The sequence below is a fragment of the Endomicrobiales bacterium genome, assembly GCA_023228045.1.
GTDB lineage: Bacteria > Elusimicrobiota > Endomicrobiia > Endomicrobiales > JALOBY01 > JALOBY01.
The window spans coordinates 42,420-65,623 of record JALOBY010000005.1; the positions used below are offsets into that span (position 1 = coordinate 42,420).

14 protein-coding genes are annotated in these 23,204 nt (G+C 41.6%); 1 reads left to right on the plus strand and 13 read right to left on the minus strand.

Annotated features, from left to right (window positions below; all coding sequences use genetic code 11):
- Positions 1 to 13: 13 nt before the first annotated feature.
- Positions 14 to 457 carry a CBS domain-containing protein gene (locus tag M0Q46_02080; GenBank protein MCK9582400.1) on the minus strand — a complete coding sequence of 148 codons (444 nt, stop codon included), beginning with the start codon at positions 455 to 457 and terminating at the stop codon, positions 14 to 16.
- 135 nt (positions 458 to 592) lie between these two features.
- Here M0Q46_02080 and M0Q46_02085 point away from each other — a divergent pair, with 135 nt between their 5' ends.
- Positions 593 to 2,728 carry a PBP1A family penicillin-binding protein gene (locus M0Q46_02085; protein ID MCK9582401.1) on the plus strand — a complete coding sequence of 712 codons (2,136 nt, stop codon included), beginning with the start codon at positions 593 to 595 and terminating at the stop codon, positions 2,726 to 2,728.
- Positions 2,729 to 3,213: 485 nt separating this feature from the next.
- Here M0Q46_02085 and ppdK read toward each other — a convergent pair whose 3' ends face one another.
- The 12 genes from ppdK to M0Q46_02145 form a co-directional block, all read right to left on the minus strand.
- The gene (gene ppdK / locus M0Q46_02090; GenBank protein MCK9582402.1) at positions 3,214 to 5,871 is read right to left on the minus strand and encodes a pyruvate, phosphate dikinase; all 2,658 of its coding nucleotides are present in this window, start codon (positions 5,869 to 5,871) and stop codon (positions 3,214 to 3,216) included.
- 358 nt (positions 5,872 to 6,229) lie between these two features.
- Positions 6,230 to 7,558 (minus strand): MlaD family protein, encoded by a 1,329-nt coding sequence (locus tag M0Q46_02095; protein MCK9582403.1) that lies wholly within the window; start codon positions 7,556 to 7,558, stop codon positions 6,230 to 6,232.
- A gap of 57 nt (positions 7,559 to 7,615) precedes the next feature.
- Entirely contained in the window at positions 7,616 to 8,377 is a 762-nt protein-coding gene (locus M0Q46_02100) for an ABC transporter ATP-binding protein (protein MCK9582404.1), read from the minus strand.
- A 306-nt stretch (positions 8,378 to 8,683) separates the two neighbouring features.
- The gene (locus M0Q46_02105) at positions 8,684 to 9,484 is read right to left on the minus strand and encodes an ABC transporter permease (GenBank protein ID MCK9582405.1); all 801 of its coding nucleotides are present in this window, start codon (positions 9,482 to 9,484) and stop codon (positions 8,684 to 8,686) included.
- A complete protein-coding gene (gene alr / locus M0Q46_02110; GenBank protein ID MCK9582406.1) occupies positions 9,481 to 10,695 on the minus strand; it encodes an alanine racemase in 1,215 nt (404 codons plus the stop codon). Before alr ends, M0Q46_02105 begins: the two co-directional genes overlap by 4 nt.
- Before the next feature lie 19 nt (positions 10,696 to 10,714).
- Positions 10,715 to 12,067, minus strand: coding sequence for a replicative DNA helicase (dnaB, locus tag M0Q46_02115; protein ID MCK9582407.1), 1,353 nt, complete (start codon positions 12,065 to 12,067; stop codon positions 10,715 to 10,717).
- 31 nt (positions 12,068 to 12,098) lie between these two features.
- Positions 12,099 to 12,578 (minus strand): 50S ribosomal protein L9, encoded by a 480-nt coding sequence (gene rplI / locus M0Q46_02120; protein MCK9582408.1) that lies wholly within the window; start codon positions 12,576 to 12,578, stop codon positions 12,099 to 12,101.
- Between the two features lie 27 nt (positions 12,579 to 12,605).
- Entirely contained in the window at positions 12,606 to 12,836 is a 231-nt protein-coding gene (rpsR, locus tag M0Q46_02125; GenBank protein MCK9582409.1) for a 30S ribosomal protein S18, read from the minus strand.
- A gap of 386 nt (positions 12,837 to 13,222) precedes the next feature.
- Positions 13,223 to 13,675, minus strand: coding sequence for a single-stranded DNA-binding protein (locus M0Q46_02130; GenBank protein ID MCK9582410.1), 453 nt, complete (start codon positions 13,673 to 13,675; stop codon positions 13,223 to 13,225).
- Positions 13,656 to 14,054, minus strand: a complete 399-nt coding sequence (rpsF, locus tag M0Q46_02135; GenBank protein MCK9582411.1) for a 30S ribosomal protein S6 — start codon at positions 14,052 to 14,054, stop codon at positions 13,656 to 13,658. Before rpsF ends, M0Q46_02130 begins: the two co-directional genes overlap by 20 nt.
- A gap of 847 nt (positions 14,055 to 14,901) precedes the next feature.
- Positions 14,902 to 17,493, minus strand: coding sequence for a hypothetical protein (locus M0Q46_02140; protein MCK9582412.1), 2,592 nt, complete (start codon positions 17,491 to 17,493; stop codon positions 14,902 to 14,904).
- Between the two features lie 459 nt (positions 17,494 to 17,952).
- On the minus strand, positions 17,953 to 23,204 hold a 5,252-nt coding region (locus M0Q46_02145), incomplete at its 5' end, for a hypothetical protein (GenBank protein MCK9582413.1).

Consider the following 23,204-nt stretch of genomic DNA (forward strand, 5'->3'; position numbering starts at 1 on the left):
AACCGCTAAAAATTTATTTTACCATCGTTCGCACAATATCTCTGCGAGTAATAACCCCAGCTACTTTACCACTATCAATTACAGGAAAGTAGTTAACACCCTTTTCAATCATAAGTGTTGCAATCTCTTCAAGTTCGCTATTAAGTTTAAGGGTTGCGTGGTTTTTGTCCATTATGCCCTCAACTGTTATTGCGGCAATTTTTTTAAGCTCGTCTTCAAAACGCTTTTCACCAATTGTAAGATAACCAAACATCACATTGATAAATGTCGGCAGATGCACTTTTTTATCTTGTACAATTAAACTTTCTTCCAAAACAACGCCAAGATATTTACCGGACGCATCAACCACCGGCGCGCCGCTTATGCCTTTTTCAATAAAAATAGCGGCGAGCTCTTTTATGCCCATGCCTGGAACAACTGTTAAAACATTTGAGGTCATTATCTCACTTGCATTCATTTTGTTACGCTCCTATATCGCCCGCCCTTTGGGCGAGGTCTCGCCCGCTCATAAGAGCGAGGCGGACGTCCTGCCAAGGCGGGACTTAGTATTTTTATTGATATATTTCCTTTTCAAATTTTATATAATAGCGTTATGAAACGCAAACCTGCAGCAATCATATCACTTATTGCCACTCCACTCATAATCACAGCTGCTTTATTTATTTTTTATATGGGAGTAACTAGCGGCAAAATTAACTTAGGTTTACCTTCAATAAGCAAGCTTGAAGATTACACACCAATTCAAGCAACAAAAATTTATGATAAAAACGGCATGCTTATTACAGAATTATTTACCGAGCGCCGTACAATTACACAACTAAAAGACATTCCAGTTGACCTGCAAAATGCCGTGCTTGCAATTGAAGACGATAATTTTTTCAGACATTGGGGTATTTCGCCAAGCGGGATTGTGCGAGCGGCATTAAGCAATGTGCTTAAAAGGCGCAAGGCCCAAGGCGGCTCAACAATAACACAACAATTGGCAAAAACTATATTCCTATCACCACAAAAAAAGTTTAGCCGAAAAATAAAAGAAGTTATTCTTACCCTTCAGCTTGAAAGATATTACTCAAAAGAAGAAATTTTACAACTCTATTTAAACCAAATTTATTTTGGCTCGGGCGCTTACGGTATTGAGGCAGCCTCAAGAATATACTTTGCCAAACACATAAGTGAGTTAAACCTTGCAGAATGCGCAATGCTTGCCGGGTTGCCTCGTTCACCAAATAGGTACTCACCCTTTAAAAACGAAATAAATGCTCAGAACAGGCGCGCAACAGTGCTTAGAAGAATGCGTGAACTTAAATACATTACGCCAGAACAGGAAAAAACCGCAAATGAACAAAAAATACTCTCACACAGCGTTGGCGTACCAAGTGCCGTAGCGCCATACTTTGTTGAATTCGTACGCACACAACTTGAACCTAAATACGGAAAAATGCTTTATCAGGGCGGGCTATCTATATACACAACATTAGATTTAAAAGCACAAAACGCCGCTGAAAAATCTGTTTCTGAGCACCTTAGCGCATTTGACATTGAAAGAAAAATTGATTTTGAAACCACAAAGTCAACACCGATACCGGCACAAAGTGGTTTAATTGCATTAGACCCAAAAACCGGTGGCATAGTAGCCATGGTTGGCGGCAGAGATTTTAGAGAGTCACAGTTTAACCGCACTATGCAGGCGCATAGGCAACCGGGCTCATCTTTTAAACCAATTGTTTATACCGCGGCAATTGAAAACGGTTACACCCCAACATCAATATTAACCGATAAACCAATGTTTTTTTTAAATGACGGGCGCGACTGGAAACTACAATCACGCGATGTAGATTTTGCAAAAAGCCAAAGTGCAGAAACCTTAAAAGACCCAATGAAGTACTGGCACCCCAAAAACTATGAAAATAAATATTACGAAAAAGTGCTTTTGCGTTCGGCGTTAGAACATTCGCTAAACGCCTGCTCAATTGAACTACTTATGGCAATAGGTCCACAACGAGCCATTGAATACGCAAGAAAACTTGGCATAACAACACCTCTTACAAACACACTATCACTTGCTCTTGGCTCAAGTGATGTAACATTAATAGAACTTACAGGCGTTTTTGGAGTTTTTGCAAACAACGGCATACTTGCAGAGCCATACGCAATTGAAAGAGTGCAAGACAAAGACGGTAAGATTTTAGAAGAACACTCCCCAAAAGAAGAAAGCGTGCTTAATGCGCAAAGTGCTTATATAATAACAAACTTATTAAAAGGCGTTGTGCAACACGGCACTGGTATGGGCGCTTTAGCGCTCAACAGGCCCTGCGCTGGCAAAACAGGAACCACCAACGACTTTACAGACGCATGGTTTATTGGTTATACCCCTCAGATAGTTGCCGGTGTGTGGGTGGGTTATGACGATAGAAGCATACAACTTGGTTCCAAAAATACTGGCGGAAGAATATCGTGCCCAATCTGGACCGATTTTATGCGTGATGCCTTAAATAACGAGCCAAAAGTTGACTTTACACCACCCGAAGATGTGATATTTAAATTAATTGACCCTGCTACCGGGCTACTTGCATTTGAAAACACTCCGGGTGCGTATTTAGAAGCATTTATAAAAGGAACTGAGCCAAAAGATTATTATATGAACAAAACCCAAAAAGCATCTGTTTTTGGAAAAGGCGGAAAAGTTGAAAAAGTAACCGCAATAACAGAAGATACCAGCGGATTTTAAGAAAGATTCGCACACATTGGTTCTAATTCTTTCAGTTGTTACCCTATTGCTTCTCATTCTTTCAGTTGTCATCTTAGGATGACAACTGTCCCTCTTGTCATCGACGAGCAGTAGCGACGAAACAATCTTGGTGTCATTGCGAGGGCTTTAGCCCGTGGCAATCTAACAGTTAAGACGAGATTGCTTCACCCCTGATGGGTTCGCAATGACAGTAAAACCAAGACCCCCCACTTGGGCTGACGGGTTTATCATTCTGTCATCTCGACGAGCAAAGCGCGGAGAGATCTTAAATCAATATCAAGATCCATCCCCGCCTTTGGCGAGGTTTCGGCATGACAATTAAATGTGAAAAGATGCATTAACTTTCCAATACTTCATTGAATTTTTTGACTAAAAAAGAACGGTTGGATGCAAAAGCATTCAACCGTTCTTTTTTCAACCTTTCTTATTAAACTTTAAGTTACCAAAAAACTTATCAATAACTATTATTTTGAAGTGTAGCTGATTCCTTTCTTTTGTTCAATTACGACCTGAGCCGCGGCAAGGCGGGCAACAGGAACTCTAAATGGCGAGCAAGAAACATAGTCAAGCCCAATTCTATGGCAGAACTTAACCGATTCCGGATCTCCACCGTGTTCGCCACAAATTCCAAGCTTGATATCTTTGCGGGTCTTTTTACCTTTTTCAATTGCGATTTTCATAAGGCCGCCAATACCCACCTGATCTAAAGTTTGAAATGGATCATCTGAGAATATTTTTTTGTCCAAGTAGATTTTTATGAACTTGCCGGCATCGTCGCGAGAGAAACCAAAACCCATTTGGGTAAGGTCGTTGGTACCAAACGAGAAGAATTGCGCAACTTCCGCAATTTCATCGGCGGTTATAGCTCCGCGGGGAACTTCTATCATTGTACCAACCATATATTGAATTTTCACACCATACTTTTTCATTGTTTCCTGCGCTACAGCATCAACAATGTCTTTTTGATTCTTAAACTCGTTGACATTGCCAACAAGAGGAATCATTATTTCTGGAATAACTTTAATTTTATCTTTTGCAAGCTCACAAGCGGCAGATATAACTGCTCTTGCCTGCATTTCGCTTATTTCTGGATATGTTATCCCAAGGCGGCAGCCTCTGTGGCCAAGCATTGGGTTAAACTCATGCAACTCGTGAGCTTTATCCATAATTTTTTCGGCTGGAATACCTATTTTATGCGAAAGCTCCTGCGCATCTTCCATAGTTTTAGGAAGGAACTCGTGAAGTGGCGGGTCAAGGAATCGAATTGTAACTCCGTAGCCCTTCATTTCTTTGAATAGCCCTTTAAAGTCGTCTTTTTGAAATGGCAGGAGTTTTGCAAGTGCTTTTCTGCGATCAGCTTCGTTATCGGCAAGAATCATCTCTTGCATAAACGGTAAACGCTCGGCGGCAAAAAACATATGTTCTGTACGGCAAAGACCAATACCTTCAGCTCCAAAACCTCTGGCGGTAACGGCATCTCTTGGAATGTCGGCATTTGCGCGAACTTTAAGTTTTCTCACTGCGTCAGCCCATTTCATAAATACGCCAAACTCGCCTGAAACGGTAGCTTCCATAGTTTCAACTCTGCCCAAAATTACTCGGCCGGTTGCACCATCAAGCGAAATCCATTCACCCTCTTTAATAACCTTGCCGTTAACTTCAAACTCTTTCTTTGCTTCGCTAACCTTTATGTCTTCACAACCTGCAACACATGGCTTACCCATACCGCGGGCAACAACAGCCGCATGAGAAGTCATACCGCCTCTTGCGGTAAGAATACCTTTTGAAACTTCCATACCTTCAATATCATCGGGAGAAGTTTCCTGGCGAATCAATATAACGGGGCCTTTTGCTGATTCTATAACCGCATCGTCTGCATCAAAAACAGCTTTACCAACAGCCGCGCCCGGTGATGCCGGAAGGCCTTTTGCAATAACTTCAAGTTTCGCTTTTGGGTTAAAAATAGGGTGTAAAAGCTGGTCTATTTGTTGCGGTTCAATGCGCATAAGGGCTTCTTCTTTTGTGATGAGCTTTTCTTTAACCATATCTACGGCAATCTTTATTGCGGCTTGAGCGGTGCGTTTACCTGTTCTGGTTTGAAGCATATAAAGTTTGCCTTTTTCAATTGTAAACTCAAAATCTTGCACATCGCGATAGTGTTGTTCAAGTTTTGAGGTAATTTCTCTAAGTTGTTTGTATGCTGGCGGAAGAACTTTGTTAAGCTCTATTATTGGGCGCGGTGTACGAACGCCAGCAACCACATCTTCGCCTTGCGCATTTGTAAGGAACTCACCATAAAACATTTTTTCGCCGGTAGAGGGATTTCTTGTAAAACCAACGCCTGTGGCTGAATCTTCACCCATATTTCCGAAAACCATTGATTGAACATTAACAGCAGTACCAAGGTTATCGTCAATTCTATTCATTTTGCGGTAATAAATTGCGCGGTCATTCATCCACGATTTAAAAACCGCGTCTCTTGCACCGGCAAGCTGTTCCATTGGATCTGACGGGAATGTTTTTCCGGTTTTATTTTTGAAAAGCTCTTTATAGTTAATAACTATTTCTTGCAGGTCTTTTGTGTCAAGATCGGTGTCTAACTTAACACCTTTATTTTTCTTTTGAGCTTCAAGCACATGCTCAAACTCGCTTTTTTCAATGCCCATAACCACATTGCCATACATTTGAATAAATCTACGGTAGGCATCCCATGCGAAACGAGGGTTGTTTGTTGCCTTAGACATTGCTTCAACAGTGGTATCGTTCATACCAAGGTTTAAAATAGTGTCCATCATTCCGGGCATTGAGAACTTCGCGCCAGAACGAACAGCCACAAGCAATGGAAATGTATTTGAACCAAACTTTTTACCAGTCATAATTTCAAGTTTTTTAACAGACGCTTCAAACTGAGCTTTAAATTCAACAGGAAGCTTTCTTCCGTTCGCATAATAGTAACGGCAAACATCTGTGGTAACGGTAAAACCGGCTGGAACTGGAACTCCGATTGTGGACATTTCCGCAAGGCCGGCACCTTTGCCGCCGAGCAAATCTTTCATTTTACCTGTACCATCAGCTTTTCCGTTGCCGAAATGGTAAATGTACTTCATAGCTTTCTTAACCATCTTTTTCTCCTATATCGCCCACCCTTTGGGTGAGGTCTCGCCCTCCAAATTTGTTCTTCAAATTTGGCGAGGCGGACGTCCCGCCTATGGCGAGACTTTGTATTTCATTTTGTTTTAACGCTATACACATTAAACTCACCAAGGGGCTTACCCTGTGCTTATTAGGGTTAGCTCTGAGGTTATTGAATGGTTCCCAACGATGGGGTTTTGTTAATTATCGGTGATTGGCTGATTTAGCCAGATATGTTCAACCTTATTATTCACAAACCATTGGCGCAGATTTTACAATTTCCGCCGATTATTGTCAAACAAAAAACCACAAAATAGTATTTATGCAAATTTACACATTGTTTATCTTTTACGGTTTTGCAAGGCCTACAAGGCCAAGCAGGTATGCGATATCGTCGTCTCTTGCAACCAAGTTCACATAAGAATTTATACTTGAAGTGTTGAAGGTATCTTCAACTTGAGCGCCAACAAATGCCCATGGTAAAAGCTCCACTCTGGCACCTAAATTAACATTTGCTTTAGCTACGGGTATTTTTCGTGGAAAATCATACGCTTCGGCTGTTATTTCAACCCTGCGCCATGGCTCAAAGCGCCAGAACGGCTTTATTCTTGCGCCTACACCACCTTTAGAACGCATAATACCGCCATAAATTTCAAGCGGTTTCCAGCGTTTGCCAAGCATAAGGTTTATAGTGTTTATTTTTTCTGGGTCGGTAGTAACAACCGAACTATCACCAAGGTTTGAAACACCTATATAGTAAAACTTATCAGGTACCGGGTAAATTCTAAGGCCAACATCGCTACGATAAACATCATTTTTACTGTCATAGCGCATAGTGTAATCCCAGTCGGTTTCTATAAGGTTTAACCGGCGCATTACTTTCTTTGTTTCTTTTATGGTTTCTTTTATTTCCACAACGGCTGTTTTAAGGTCTTCGCCCATTTCTTTATCATTTACAATTTTACCAAGCATACCTTCGCCGCTTTCAATTTTTGCGAGTATTGCATTTAGGTTTTGACTGACATTTTTCATACTAGCAATTACACTGCGAATGTCATCTTTATTTTCAGATGTAATATCTGAAATATCCGAGGTGGCATTTTCAATATTTTTAACTATATTTACAAAGTTGTTCTCATGCTCTGAAACAATAGTTTTAAGCGATCTTGATGTGAGGCGAATATTTTCAAGTATTTCCCCAATTGTTTCACCCGGAGATTTGCCCGAATAACTTTTTAACGACTGAACCAACTCATTAAGTTGCTGCGTAGCATTAGAAATCATTTTATCTAACTGCACAGGGTCAACACCATCAAAAACATCTTCATTTTTAAAAAACTCAAATGGTTTGCTACCCATTGTAAGCTCAAGATACTTAGATCCTATAATGCCTGTTGAAACAATGCCCGCTCGCGCATTTTTGCGAATTTTTATATTGCTTTTAAGCCAAATTCTAACTTTTGCCTTATCCCCCTCAAGGGTTATGTCTTTTACTGCACCAACCTCAACACCTGCAATTTTCACTTTTGCTTTCACAGGCAGGCCGGCAACATCTCCAAAAAGAATGTTAAGGTAATAGCGGCTTTGAAATTGGAAGTCCCCAAGTAAAATAATTGAGGTTACAAAAATTGCAACGCCAAGCAGAACAAAAAAGCCCAATTTAGTTTCTTGTTTCATAATTTCTCCATTTCCTGCGGTCGTTGGACTTAGAATATATCTAAAAATTTTATTGCATCACAAAGTTATATCTGTGTCAATTTTAATCGGCCCATCACTTTTGCCGTCTATAAATTGTCTGATTATAGGGTCTTTTGTATTTTCAATTTCATTTGGCGTGCCAATGCCAACTATTTTACCCTGATAAAGCATAGCAATTCTATTTGAAACTTTATAAGCCGATTTCATATCGTGCGTAACAACAATTGATGTTACATTTATTGTTTTTTGAAGGTGCAATATCAAATTATTTATAACATCCGCCATTATGGGGTCTAAACCAGTTGTTGGCTCATCGTAAAGAATGTATTTTGGACTGTAAGCAATGGCCCTTGCAAGCCCAACTCTTTTGCGCATACCGCCGGAAAGCTCTGAAGGTTTTAGCTCTTCAATGTTTTTTAGCCCAACCATTGCAAGGCAATCGCTAACCCTTTTTGTTATATCAAATTTACCAGCATCAACCATATTCCTTATACCAAAAGCAACATTGTCTTGCACCGTAAGTGAGTCAAAAAGCGCGGCACCCTGAAAAAGATAGCCAAACTTTTTTTGCACATCAAGGAGTTGCTCGTCATTTAGCGTTGTAATTTCAGTGCCGTCAATTTCAACACTGCCGCTATCGGGGTTTAAAAGCCCCATTATATTTTTAAGCAAAACACTCTTTCCGCTGCCTGAGCCGCCTATAATTGTTATAGTTTCACCGTCAACAATATCCAAATCAAGGCCGGAAAGAACCTGATTATTTCTAAAACTTTTAAAAAGATTTCGTACTTTAATCATATATTTTAGTTACACATTTACTATTAACAAATCCCATTAAAAACCATTGCAATATCAGTTGTTTCTATTTGTCATCCCGTCAGCCCCCGCCCAAGGCGGAAATCCACTTTGGGTGAAGCAATCTATTTTTTGTTGTCTTTGCGAAACCCGAAGGGGTGAAGCAATCTCGTCTTAACTACCAGATTGCCACGCTTCGCTCGCAATGACACCAAGATTGTTTCGTCGCTACTGCTCATCGAATGACACAGTTGCGGTTTTGAGACGACTTTTAACCTGACAGTTGTAATTTTAGTTAAACATCTGCTATCAACCAATGCCTATGGCAACCAGTGCGACAGATAAAAAATAATCTGAAACTAGTATCATTACCATTGCTATCATAACCGCGCTTGTTGTTGCCTTACCTACACCTTCAGCGCCACCCTCACAGTTAAAACCTTTATAGCACGCGGTTGTTACTATTATCAACCCAAAAATCATAGATTTAATCATGCCATGAAAAAAATCACCAATTACCATATAGTTGAAAATATCGTCATAATAAATTGTTGAGGGTATTCGCCACATTGATGAACACACCAGCATACCACCTAAAATACCTACAACATTTGCAAATGCGCTAAGCAACGGCACCATAGTTATAAATGCTAAGAATCTGGGAACAGCCAAATAACGCACAGGATTTGTCCCAAGTGTTTTTAAGGCATCAAGCTGTTCGGTAACTTTCATAGTGCCAAGTTCCGCAGCAATTGAAGCGCCAACGCGCCCGGCAATTATTACAGATGTAAGCACCGGACCAAGCTCTTTAACAAGAGAAAATCCAACTATTGTACCTATGTATACAGGATCATTAAAAATGTTTTTTGAAGACGCGCCGGTTTGCAACGCTAAAACCATTCCTGTAAAAAGAGATGTTAAAGCAATAACCGGCACCGATGCCCAACCCACTTCAAGCATTTGAGCAACTGTGTTTTTTGCATCTATTTTTAACCGGAATATCCAATAAAATGTTTGTGTAAAAAGTTTAGTCACTTCACCTAAAGAGGTGGCGGTATCTATTAACTTTGCGCCTATAACCCTTAATATCGTGTTAAAATAATGTTTCATATGAGAACCCTTGGCACTCTGGCACTTATTTGACAGGTTATTTCGTAGTTTATTGTATCACAATACTTGGATAGCTCTTGCGCGGATATTCTTTGAGCACCCTGCACACCAAGCAGCACAACCTCATCGCCGATTGAAACACCCGGCACATCGCTAACATCTGCCATAATCATATCCATTGTTACACGCCCGAGCACAGGGCACCTGACACCCCTAACTAAAACTTGCGCCTTGCCTGAAAGCAACCGTGCGTAACCATCGGCGTAGCCAGTTGGAATTGTTGCAATGACAGAATTTCTTTTTGTAACGAATGCCGCACCGTAACTTATTGGCGTGGCTTTGCGTACTCTTTTTAAAAAAACTATCGCGGCCTTCCAACTTAGAACCGGCTTTATTGATATTTTTTTACCGGCACCCTCAAATGGCTCAAGACCATAAAGTAAAAGACCTGGTCTAACTAAATCTAATGCTGTTTGCGGCATTTTTAAAAGCGCTGATGAGTTCGCACAATGCGAGCCAAACTTTAACTTCAGCGACTTTGCGAATTTTACAACCTCTAAGAACTTTTCAAACTGCGCCTTTGTGCAGGCAACATCGTTATCGGCGCACGGAAAATGTGTGTAAAGCCCTTCCATAACAATTTCTTTTAGTGAAACAATTTTTTTAAGAACCGCAAAAGCAGACGGCGCGCTAAGCCCAATTCTACCCATACCCACATCAACTTTCAAGTGGAAACTAAGTTTTCTGCCTAATTTTTTTGCAAGACGGCTAAGGGCGTTAACACCATATAAACTTGAAATTGTAGGAACCAGATTATAACGCGCCGCATACTGCAAATTTTCTAATGGAAATATACTGCCAAGAATTAATATGGGCGCTTTAATGCCTTCTTCACGCAAGGCAATGCCTTCTTCAATAGACGCAACACCTAAATACGCAACACCATTTTCAACGGCAACTTTTGCCAATGGTACTGCCCCATGCCCGTAAGCATTTGCCTTAATAACAGCAATAATGCCCGGCTTTTTGCCAAGTTTTTTTTCAAGAAATTTTTTGATGGATTTTATATTAGCTGCGAATGCGGCGGTATCAATAACTGAGTAGTTGGGACGGAGTATTTTGTTGCGTGAGCGGGTAAACTGCCATGTATACACAGTTTCTTTTTTAGACCTGCTTCCCTGTTCATGGTTAGAAGGCGCGTTACTTGGCATAGTTTAAATTACTTTTAGCTTAGCTTTCTCTTGCTGAAAGATTATCAAATCTGGTGTACTCTCCATTAAATACAAGCTTTATATCTCCCGTTGGGCCGTTGCGTTGTTTTGCCACAATTATGCTCGCGGTTTTAGCTTTATCCGGGTCATTTTTATCATAGTAACCGTCGCGATAAATGAACATTACCACATCGGCATCTTGTTCAATAGCACCCGACTCTCTAAGGTCTGAAAGTTTTGGTTTGCCTTCTCTGCCACCCTCTTCTGGTTTTCTTGAAAGCTGAGAGAGAACAACAACAGGAACTGCAAGGTCTTTTGCAAGTGATTTAAGGGCACGGCTCATTTCTGCCACTTCTTTTTCGCGTGATTCAACCCTGCGGGAAGTTGTCATAAACTGCAAATAATCAATAACTATCATTGAAAGTTTTTTACCCTGCGATTTTAACTCAAGTGCAAGCCGCCTTGATTTTGCGCGAATGTCTAAAGCATTAATACTGGAACTATCGTCTATAAAAATAGGGGCTTCAGAAATTTTACTAACAACAGTTGTAATATCTGCCCAGTGGTTTGCTATTTTGCCTTTTCTTACATCTTGCAGGTTAACTCTGGCAAGCGAGCAAACCAAACGAGTAAGCATAGAGCTAACCGACATTTCAAGCGAGAAAACAGCCACTGATTTTTTTTCTTTTACAGCCACATGCTCAACTATGTTTAGTGCAAAAGCGGTTTTGCCCATACCAGGCCTTCCGGCAATTATTATAAGCTCGCCCGGGTTAAAACCAGTGGTTAAATCGTCAAGGTCAGTAAAACCTGTTGCAAGGCCGGGAACATCGCGCCGGTCTTTGTGAATCTGCTCCATATATTTAAGGGTTTCTCGCAAGGCCTTCGGCAGGTCTGAAAAACCCTTTTGGGTACGGCTGTTATTTATTTCAAAAAGCTTTGCTTCTGACCGGTCAAGAATTTCATCGGGGATAGAATCGTCGCGGTAGCCCAACTCAACCATATTTGTACCGGCAACAATTATAGCACGCAAGATGGATTTTTCTTTTACAATTTTAGCGTAGTTTTCAATATTCGCGGCGGTAGAAACAAAGTTGGTAAGCGATGTAATATAACTTGCGCCGCCAATATCCTGAAGCACTTTTTCTTTTTTCAGCTTTTCCACCACGGTTATTTCATCAACCGGCTCGTTGTTTGAAAAAAGTTCCGTTATGGCATTATAAATTGCCCTGTGCGCGCTTTTGTAAAAGTCGCCTGAGTCAAGGATTTCAATGGCCCTTACTACGGCTTCTTTTTCAATAAGCATAGCCCCCAAAACAGCCATTTCGGCCTCAGGGGATTGCGGCGGTATTTTACCAAGCATCTCTGCCATAATTTCCTATGTATTGCCAATCGCAATAACTTTATTTTGTTTCTGCAGTTTCTTGTTTCTCTGCGGGCTTTGCAGAAACAAGCCAAACTTTTACTTTGGCAGTTACATCATGGTGCAAACGGACATCAATTGTATATGCACCAATTTCTTTTAGAGGTTCAGCCATAAGCACATCACGTTTTTCAACGATAAAACCGCGCTCTGCCAATGCTTTTGCAATGTCGGCATTTGTAACAGAGCCAAAAAGCTTGCCATTTTCGCCGACATTAACGCTAATCGTTAAAGATGTCGCCTCAACTTGCGTGGCTAAATTCTTGGCATCTTCCACAACCTGCTCTCTTTGTTTTTCAAACTTTGCTTTTTCCAGTTCCCACTTTTTTGCATTGGCAACGGTTGCCTCAAACGCAAGTTGTCTTGGAAAAAGATAATTACGGGCATAACCATCGGCAACATTTTTCACATCGCCAAGGCGGCCCACCCCTTTTATGTCGGAACGAAAAATTACTTTCATTTATAATTCCCCTTATCTTGTAATTATTTACTCTACGGTAAAGGGCAATAACGCAAGCATTCTTGCCCTTTTAATTGCTGTTGTTAAGTGTCTTTGATGTTTTGCGCAAACGCCGGTAACTCTGCCAGAAATTATTTTACCCTTATCACTCATAAAGCTGCGGATAAGGTTTAAGTTTTTATAATCTATCTCCATTTTTTCCGCACAAAAACGGCAAACTTTTCTTTTGGCAAACATGCCACCTTTACGCGGCCTCATGCCACCCGCAGCACCTTTAGAAGCCGTGGAGCCGTGAGATCCGCTTTTTTTAAATGGGGCTCTTCCTTGAACCATTTTATATTCTCCTATATCGCGTCCCGCCAAGGCGGGACTTAGTATTCACTTCGTTCATACTTGGTTTGGCTAATATGATTTCGCCAAACCGCTCTACAAGGGAAAACCTTAGGTTTTCCCATTTCGTCGTCGCTCACTTCGTTCACTGAACCCTTTCCTAAATTGTAAAAGAACATTTATCGCGTCTCGCCTGTCGGCGGACTTAGTATTTTTTTATGTCATACCGAATCCCGCCTTTTGCGGGATGAGGTATCTTGTTGTTGATTTAAGATCCCTCTTCGCTTCGCTCATCGGGATGACAAAATTACAAATTAAAAAGGTATCTCTTCATCGTCGGCAACTTCAGCCGGGGCACTTACTTGTTTTGAATCGTCAGAATCGGCGCCTTGCCCTTGTTTATCCGCGCTCTCAAATGAAAGAAACTGAACCCTTTTTGCAACAACTTCCAAAGAATTTCTTTTCTCGCCGTCTTTTGTTTCCCAAGCGCGGCTTTGCAAACGGCCTTCAATATGCACCGGGCTGCCTTTTTTTAAACGCTCACCACACCTTACGCCAGAATCACCCCAAACAACTATTTGCACATAAGTAGGTTCGCCGTCTTTCCATACACCTGTGAGCTTATCTTTGTAGCGGCTGTTTAAAGCAATAGAAAAGTTGCAAACTGAACTGCCTGTTTTTGTACTTTTTACCTCAGGGTCTCTAACAACACGGCCCACAAGGTTTACGCTATTTTGCTCGGGTAACCTAAGATTGCTGTTCGCCATCGGTTTTTACCTCCACAGTTTTTACTTCTGCATCCGCTTTAACTTCTGGTGTTGTTTCTGGCGCGGCAACTACAACTGGTTTTGGCGGGGCCTTTTTCTCAACCTTGACTGTAAGAGAACGGATAATAGGTTCGTTAACCTTATAAAAGTTTTCTAACACCGACACAATAACGCCAGGAGCTGTTATTTCAAAATAAACATAGCTGCCTTCGCGAAGTTTGTTGATTGGATAAGCAAGGCGTTTTTTACCTAAGTTTTGAACTAAGGTTACCTTGCCGCCGTTTGACTCAATGATTTTTTTTGCTTTCTCGGTAAGTTCTTCAATCTTTTCGGCTGGTGTTTCTGGCGAGCAAATAAATGTACTCTCATAATTGGGCATTTCTGCACCTCCTTTTTGGATTTCTTATGCCATTGCGGCACAAGTTTAGCCCTAAGAACACTGCCTTAGAGCAAGGGCTTCGGGTATTGTAGGATTATAGAAAATTCATTTTTATTTAGCAACACAGCGTATCAAATTATCTAAGCAGTGGCGGGCGGGAAATGTCAACTATCCTGTTTTCCTGCCTATGTTGCCTATTGCCCGCCCAAGGCGGGGGAATGACAGGCAGGGTGAGAGGGATACAGATTTTTTAAGCAAATCATAAAATTACAGAATTGATTTAAACCGCGGGGCTATTCTGCCCCTGCACCCCTGTGATACTTTTCTTTGAATGCCCAAAGAAAAGTAACCAAAAGAAATGCACCCACGGTGGCTATTTTTTCGCATTTTTTTGGCGTCTTCGGAAACTCGCCTCGCCACTTTGTGGCGGGCTCAAACATCCTCGACGAATGCCCCAAAAAAATACTCACTCATTGTCAGCCAAAGTGGGAGATTTTTGTAAGTCGCACTATTGCGCCTCACCGCATACTGCGGGATTTTCAACACTTTTGTTTGGTTGTCATTGCGTCAGCCGCAGGCTAGACCTCGCCAACTCGTTGTTGGCGGGCCTGACACTGCATTATTGCGAATCCACTTTGGATGAAGCAATCTCGTCTTAACGACCAGATTGCCGCGCTTCGCTCGCAATGACTTAAGATTGCTTCGTCGCTACCGCTTCTCGCAATGACTAAAATTTTCACTTGCAATGACAGGCGAGGGTGGGCGGGCGGATAATCGGGAATCTATAAAATTGGAATTTCCAATAATAAGTAAAGCAAGTAAAGCCTGACACCACATTAGAGGTCATTTATTTTTCAAACCTGATGTCATCAAAATAAACGACACCGGTTTTATCTACGACACGCCAATCTTCAAAAACCGTTGAAAGCTTTTGTATTGTGGTTTTATCAAGGCCTGAAAATGAAGTTAAATCTATTGAGTATTCTTGCCAAGATGTTGTAATACCTGTAGGTACAACATTACGAGTACCGCCTGAGTCCACAAGTTCTAGCTTAAAAGTTTCAGGGTTTTCAGTACTAGAGTTTGCTTTCATTCTAAACTTTAGCTTTGAATATTGTGAAAAGTCATGTGGACACTGTCCCCACAAAGTAGTAGTACCGCCAAATAACATATATGTTCCAACATACGAACCTGTAGGAGCAGAGTAATTCACTTTCCAAGACCGCACAGCACCAGAAGATGTTGTTGTATCGTATGATGAAGTACAACTGCCACCGGTACCACCCGTCCAATCACCATTATGGGCACCAAGAGCATTAACCCCCGAAGCATCACCAAAACTATCAATTCTTACGGCATTAGGAGCGGTTGTGCTAAAAACAATGTTGTCAATGTAAAATGTAGTTGAATTAAGCATACCATTAGTTGCAAGATAGTTGTGTTCAAATATCAAACTCATGTGGCCCAAATCTTTAAGATTATTTGTACTTGAAAAATTTGCGAAAGCGTCAAGAGGAATTGTTACTGTTTCCCAATCGGTGCCTGTGCCACCATTTGAACCGGAAGTTCTATCAAGATAACTCGAAAGGTAAATTGCAGCTGCCGTGCTCTCATTTATATTTTTCCACTCAATTTTGAAACTTTGGCCAAGGTCAGCACCCTTTATATCAAAAGAAATCGCTCTGTATTTGCTTATATCGCATGATACGCCTGGATTGGCAAAACCAATACCCACTCCTACAAAATCATCTGAATTCGGGACATTGTAAGAAACCTTTAAGCAAGCACCATTCCCCGAATGGGCGGTTTCGTCATAACTTATGTTAACTGACCTGCCAGAACCAACATTAAGCGAACTGTACTGGCCGCCCCAGTTATTTACCCCGCTCATTGAGTTAAAATTATCTAAAACATCGCCGCTTGCTAAATTGGATTCATCATATAGTTGTTTAACTTCACTATCTGAGAGTTGCCTGTTAATCATAAAAAATTCATCCATTGCACCATTGAATGGCCTGATGTGATAAGCACCAAAAGTTTCTAATGTATTACCCAATACAAGATTATCAACACATTGATTAATATCTACATCTGGGATAGAAAAACTATCTACATTAACACCATTTATGTATAGAACACCTAAACCATTTTTCTTTGCAGTTGCTACAACAAACACCCATTGATTTACAATACTTTGAGCATAGGCAGTTTCAAAACGATACCCGTTGCCATTAGCGTATCTTGTACCACCGCAAGCAACACTCCAACTTAAAAACCCATATCCTGTTGAATTATACCACCGCCAAAATTCAAGTAAAAAACTCCAATTCGTCATAGTAGCATCATCAGGCCTTTTTACATTACTAATTATATCCGCTTGGCACATATTGGTACCATAATAACTGCTTGTTTGCGTTAAATCAACATACGGTTTTATCCAAATGCCAACTGTAAATTCTTGCGGTACAGATATAGGTTGTTTTTGTATAATATTCCCAGCATTTACATTATTAGCACCAACACCATATTTATATTTACCATCCCTATATTTTCCATCAACCCAACCATAACCCGAAATACTTGCAGTGGAGTTGTCAATAGCATCATAAGCAAAACTACCGGTGCCTTCATCAAAATGGTAGAGAATTGAAGGTGTGGCGTTCGGTACATGCGGCAAGCGAAAAGAATTTGAATTAAACGGGGGAAGCCCTATCATAATTCTTCTGATGTCTGTTTCTGGTAAAGCTCTGTTATAAATTTGAACATCATCTATGCTTTCTGTTACGCATTTGGCATTGTCAGCAGCAAATCTTCCAATATTTACAGCCCCGCTACCGTCTATTAAAACCGCGCCAGAACCTACTAAAACATCAAACATGTTTAGCGGCACTAATTTACCATCGCAATATATTTTAATATGTCCTGTTGCATTAATACCATCAAATGTGTAGGCAATATGATGCCAATTCCCATCAAAAATTGTTGAAGCAGTGGTGCCTGCGGCCCTCAAATAACCTGTACCAGTGCTTTTTCCATCAAATTCTCGTGTGTCAATATAAGCGCCGCCAGAATAGCCTGCGAATAAAGACCACTCTCTATTTGGAAACGCATAATCTTTTGAAACAATGCAATTAATTTTAGCAGTATCGGTGCCTTTAAACCATGCACAAACTGTTTTTGCACCTATTGCGGATAATTGGGTGTTATCAGCAATGGAAATATAACCATTTGTTCCGTCAAAATCATACCCTTTTCCAAGTTTTCCAGTTCCTACCGTAGCACCGCCAACAACAGTAGTAGAGCCGCCGCATATGTCATTTGCGTTTCCTTCCATTGGCATTCCTAAAAGCATATTTGAAGTTTTAATCGCAGAAAATGAGGTAGCTGTTATTAATAACATAATTACTGCAATTTTATAAAACATTTTTATAATGTACATTAACCCTCTGTCCTCTACTGGCTCTAAGCCAATTTCCGTCTTAATGACCAGATTGCCGCGCTTCGCTCGCAATGACTTAAGATTGCTTCGTCGCTACCGCTTCTCGCAATGACACCAGGATTGCCACGGGCTAAAGCCCTCGCAATGACTAATTCTTTTCGCTGCAATGACTAATTCTTTTCACTCGCAACGACTAAAATTTTTGTTGTCATTGCGTCAGCCCTAGGCTAGACCTCGCCAAAGGCGGGAATCCCGAAGGGATGAAGCAATCTCGTCTTAACGACCAGATTGCCGCGCTTCGCTCGCAATGACTTAAGATTGCTTCGTCGCTACCGCTTCTCGCAATGACTAATTCTTTTCGCTGCAATGACAGGCAAGGGCGGGTAGAAAATGTCAACTATCCTGTCTTCCTGCCTCCGTCCCCTATTTCCTCTATTTCTTTCTTTTCTCTATTTCTTTTTATCTTAAATCAGGAATAAATTTTGATAAATACAAAACACTTCCATTTGATGTAAATTCAAGTATATCTACCGCATTAGCCGTGCTCGTTAAAACTGGGGCTGCAGTACCTGGAAATTTATAAGCAGCTCCGTAAGTTAAAGCGCAAGCTCCGCCTGCAGGCTGTTTTACTATAATTATATATTTACCGCCTGAAACAAAATTGCTTGGGCTGCTTAATACTCTGGTTGCTGAAAGTGTAACTGTTGCAAAACCGCCTGAGGAAGTATCCCATGTTATACTTGCAGCATCTGTTAATGTTTGTGTTGATTGGTTTAACTGCGCAATTCCTTTAGAAAAAACTATCGTGCCATCTGCAGTAATTGAACTGGTGGTGATACCATAACCGGTGTTTACAAAATTTTTATTTGAGGTGATTGTGCCTGTCGCATTATTAACCGCGTAAGAACCTAAAGCACCGCCGTTGAGTGCTGTGTTGCGTGCTCCAGCGCCTAATGCAAAACCGCTCGCTGCAGAAGAAGAAACAGCGTTCATACCAATAGCAATGGATGAGGAGATGGCTATCGCGTAATTCCCAATGCCAATGCCAAAGTAACGGCTGTTAGCTGCACCACTGCCAATGCCAATGCTATAGTCCTTGTTGTAGTTTGCGCCAGGCCCAATGCCAATACCAAAGGATTGGTTGTAGTATGCATTATTCCCAATGCCAATGCCAGCATCGTAGCCGCTGCTATTTGCGTTCCATTGTGCGGTATTCCCAATGCCAATGCTTCGGTTTTTGTTGTTAGATGTGTTATTCCCAATGCCAATGCCTTGGTCAGAGTTAGTGCCTGCGGTATTCCCAATACCAATGCCATTGTTAAAGTTGCTAGATGCGTAACCCCCAATGCCAATGCCATAGATATAGTTGCTACCTGCGCTACGCCCAATGCCAATGCCAGCGGTATGGATGCCACTGGCATACGCACCAATGCCAATGCCAGTGGTAGTGTTGCTGTTTGCAAGATACCCAATGCCAATGCCTTTGGTATAGTTTAAATTTGCGGTATAACCAATGCCAATGCCGGAGGAATAGTTTTTGTATGCTTGATACCCAATGCCAATGCCAGAGGAATAGTTGTTGTATGCACTACTTCCAATGCCAATGCCAAAGTTACTGTTGTTATATGCGCCAATGCCAATGCCAATGCCAGAAGTAGAGTTGTTCTTTGTGAGATACCCAATGCCAATGCCATTGGTAAGGTTGCCGCTTGCAAAATACCCAATACCAACACCATAGGAAGAGTTGCTACTTGCGCCACTCCCACCAATGCCAATGCCAGAGGTAGTGTTTGTTTGTACTTGCTTCCCAATACCAATGCCTTGGGCAGAGTTGGACGCTGCACTTTCCCCAATGCTAATGCCTTGGGAAGAGTTGAACTGTGCGTTAGCCCCAATGCCAATGCCAGAAGGGTTGTCGTGTGCGGTACTCCCAATGCCAATGCCAGAGTTATAGTTGTTGTATGCACCTTTCCCAATGCCAATACCAGAGGTATAGTTGTTGTATGCTGCACTACCAATGCCAATGCCATAGATATAGTTGTTGTTTGCGTAATTCCCAATGCCAATGCCAGAGGTATAATTGCTGTATGCATCTTTCCCAATACCAATGCCTTGGTCCCGGTTGCCGTATGCATTATAACCAATGCCAATGCCATTGGTATAGTTGTTGTATGCGCTGCTCCCAATACCAACGCCATAGGAACTGTTGTTATATGCGCCATAACCAAAGCCAATACCATAGCCAGTGTTCCCAGACACATTCGGCCCAAGATTAATAGTATCAGTTCCGTCTGCAAAAGTTATGGTGCTAACGGTGATTGGATTTTGGAATGTCTGGCTTGCACTCCAGGTGTTTGTAGTTGATAAAATGCTTGCAAGGGCAATACCTAACCCGCCAGTTGAAACCAAAACCGAACCATCTGCAAATATAACTGAACTGGTGGTGATACCATAACCGGTGTTTACAAAATTTTTATTTGAAGTAATAGTTTCTGATGCATTATTAATCGCATAAGAACCTAAAGCACCGCCATTGCGTGCTGTGTTCTGTGCCCCCGCACCTAATGCAAAACCGCTCTCCGCAGGAGATGCAGCATTCATTCCAATAGCAATGGATGATGAGACGGCTGCTGCGTAATACCCAATACCTATGCCATAGTTAATGTTGTTAGCTGCACCATAACCAATACCTATGCCATAGGAACTGTTGTTAGCCGCGCCGGACCCAATGCCAATGCCATAGGAAGAGTTGTCGCTTGCGTTACCCCCAATGCCAATGCCAGAGGTATAGTTGTTTTTTGCGCTATTGCCAATGCCAATGCCATAGTCATTGTTCTGGTTTGCGTTACCACCAATGCCAATGCCATAGGAATAGTTGACAGTTGCGTTATTGCCAATGCCAATGCCATATGTAAAGTTGCCGCTTGCGTTATTGCCAATGCCAACACCATAGGAAGTATTGTTGTATGCCCCGCTTCCAATACCAACGCCAAAGGAAGAGTTGCCATAGGCGTAATTACCAATACCAATGCCAAAGGTATTGTTGTTGTATGCGTAATAACCAACGCCAACGCCTCTGCTGTAGTTACCGTATGCGTTATTGCCAATGCCAATGCCATAGGTATAGTTGTTGTTTGCGTAATACCCAATGCCAATGCCATAGGAATAGTTGACGGTTGCGTAATTCCCAATGCCAATACCAGATAATTTGTTGTTATTTACTCTATTGCCAATGCCAATGCCATAGTCAGTGTTGTCAAATGCGTTATCTCCAATGGCAATGCCATAGACACGGCTGTACTCTGTGTAATGCCCAATGCCAATGCCATAGGTATGGGTATCTATGTTGTAATTTCCAATGCCAATGCCAGAGGTATAGTTGTCTCCATTGAAATACCCAATGCCAATACTGCCAGAATAGTTGCCCCATGCGCTATTGCCAATACCAATGCCATAGGTAAAGTTGCCGTATGCATTATAACCAATGCCAATGCCGTAAGAATAGTTGTTGTTTGCACTATACCCAAAACCAATGCCATAGTTAGTGTTTCCAGACACATTCACACCCAAGTTAATAACATTAGTTCCGCTTGCAAAAGTTATGGTGCTAACGATGATTGGATTTTGAAATGTCTGGCTTGCACTCCAGGTGTTTGTGGTTGATAAAATGCCTGCAAGGGTAATATCACCTAATCCCGCCGTTGAAACTAAAATAGAACCATCTGCAAATATAACTGAACTGGTGGTGATACCGTAACCGGTGTTTACAAAATTCTTATTTGAGGTGATTGTGTCTGTCGCATTATTAACCGCATAAGAACCTAAAGCGCCGCCGTTGCGTGCTGTGTTCTGTGCTCCCGCACCTAATGCAAAACCACTTTCTGCATTAGAGGCAGCATTCATTCCAATAGCAATGGATGAGGACATGGCTGCTGCGTAATAACCAATACCAATGCCATAGTAACGGTTGTTGGCTGCACCATAACCAATGCCAATGCCATAGTTACTGTTGTTAGCCGCACCAGACCCAATGCCAATACCATAGTTATAGTTATTGGATGCGCCAGGCCCAATACCGATGCCTCGAGTATAGTTGTTATATGCGCCACTACCAATGCCGATGCCATAGGAATAGTTGTTGTATGCGCCAGGCCCGATGCCAACACCATAGGAAGCGTTGTTCCATGCGCTATTGCCAATACCAATGCCATAGTCATGGTTGTCGCTTGCGTTATTGCCAATGCCAATGCCCCCTGTATAGTTGCTGTATGCACTACTCCCAATTCCAATGGCATAGGACCAGTTGCCGTATGCGTTATTCCCAATGCCAATGCCAGAGTCATTGTTACTCTTTGCGTCATTGCCAATGCCAACACCATAGGAAGTGTTGTTGTATGCGTTATAACCAAAGCCAATGCCATAGGAATAGTTTTGGCATGCTTGATTCCCAATACCAATGCCACCGGTATAGTTGTTGTATGCGCTGCTCCCAATACCAATGCCATAGGTATTGTTGTTATATGAGCCATATCCAAAACCAATGCCATAGTTAGTGTTCCCAGACACATTCGGCCCAAGATTAATAGTATCAGTTCCGTCTGCAAAAGTTATGGTGCTGACGGTGATTGGATTTTGGAATGTCTGGCTTGCACTCCATGTGTTTGTGGTTGATAAAATGCCTGCAAGGGTAATATCACTTAATCCCGCCGTTGAAACTAAAACTGAACCATCTGCAAATGTAATTGAACTGGTGGTAATACTATAACCGGTGTTTACAAAATTTTTATTTGAGGTGATTGTGTCTGTCGCATTATTAACCGCATAAGAACCTAAAGCGCCGCCGTTCTTTGCCGTGTTGATTGCTCCAGCACCTAATGCAAAACCGCAATAGGCAATAGAAGCAGCATTCTTTCCAATAGCAATGGATGATGAGACGGCTGCTGCGTAATAACCAATACCTATGCCATAGTTGATGTTGTTAGCTGCACGATAACCAATGCCAATGCCAGAAGTATAGTTGTTGTTTGCGTAATACCCAATACCAATGCCAGAGGAAGAGTTGTCGTGTGCGTAATACCCAATGCCAATACCATTGGAATTGTTGTGATTTGCGACAAACCCAATACCAATGCCAGAGGAAGAGTTGTATTCTACGCTATTGCCAATGCTAATGCCATAGGAAGAGTTGTATCTTGCGCAATTCCCAATGCCAATGCCATAGGAATAGTTGTAGCTTGCTTCGCTCCCAATGCCAATGCCATAGGTATAGTTGTCATGTGCGTAATACCCAATGCCAATACCATTGGTATAGTCGTTGTATGAAGCACCCCCAAAGCCAATGCCAGAGTCATTGTTGTTGCTTGCACCATAACCAATGCCAACACCATAGTTAGTGTTGGTAGATGCGCCATACCCAAAACCAATGCCATAGTTAGTGTTTCCAGACACATTCACACCCAAGTTAATAGCATTAGTTCCGCTTGCAAAAGTTATGGTGCTAACGGTGATTGGATTTTGGAATGTCTGACTTGCACTCCAAGTGTTTGTAGTTGATAATATGCTTGCAAGGGTAATACTTAACCCGGCAGTTGAAACTAAAATAGAACCATCTGCAAATATAATTGAACTGGTGGTGATACCATAACCAGTGTTTACAAAATGTTTATTTGAGGTGATTGTGTCTGTCGCATTATTAATCGCATAAGAACCTA

Bases quoted from the DNA above. Each gene is read 5' to 3' on its own strand.
- M0Q46_02080 (MCK9582400.1), bottom strand. From the start codon at position 457: ATGAATGCAAGTGAGATAATGACCTCAAATGTTTTAACAGTTGTTCCA.
- M0Q46_02085 (MCK9582401.1), top strand. From the start codon at position 593: ATGAAACGCAAACCTGCAGCAATCATATCACTTATTGCCACTCCACTC.
- ppdK (MCK9582402.1), bottom strand. From the start codon at position 5,871: ATGGTTAAGAAAGCTATGAAGTACATTTACCATTTCGGCAACGGAAAA.
- M0Q46_02095 (MCK9582403.1), bottom strand. From the start codon at position 7,558: ATGAAACAAGAAACTAAATTGGGCTTTTTTGTTCTGCTTGGCGTTGCA.
- M0Q46_02100 (MCK9582404.1), bottom strand. From the start codon at position 8,377: ATGATTAAAGTACGAAATCTTTTTAAAAGTTTTAGAAATAATCAGGTT.
- M0Q46_02105 (MCK9582405.1), bottom strand. From the start codon at position 9,484: ATGAAACATTATTTTAACACGATATTAAGGGTTATAGGCGCAAAGTTA.
- alr (MCK9582406.1), bottom strand. From the start codon at position 10,695: ATGCCAAGTAACGCGCCTTCTAACCATGAACAGGGAAGCAGGTCTAAA.
- dnaB (MCK9582407.1), bottom strand. From the start codon at position 12,067: ATGGCAGAGATGCTTGGTAAAATACCGCCGCAATCCCCTGAGGCCGAA.
- rplI (MCK9582408.1), bottom strand. From the start codon at position 12,578: ATGAAAGTAATTTTTCGTTCCGACATAAAAGGGGTGGGCCGCCTTGGC.
- rpsR (MCK9582409.1), bottom strand. From the start codon at position 12,836: ATGAGGCCGCGTAAAGGTGGCATGTTTGCCAAAAGAAAAGTTTGCCGT.
- M0Q46_02130 (MCK9582410.1), bottom strand. From the start codon at position 13,675: ATGGCGAACAGCAATCTTAGGTTACCCGAGCAAAATAGCGTAAACCTT.
- rpsF (MCK9582411.1), bottom strand. From the start codon at position 14,054: ATGCCCAATTATGAGAGTACATTTATTTGCTCGCCAGAAACACCAGCC.
- M0Q46_02140 (MCK9582412.1), bottom strand. From the start codon at position 17,493: ATGTACATTATAAAAATGTTTTATAAAATTGCAGTAATTATGTTATTA.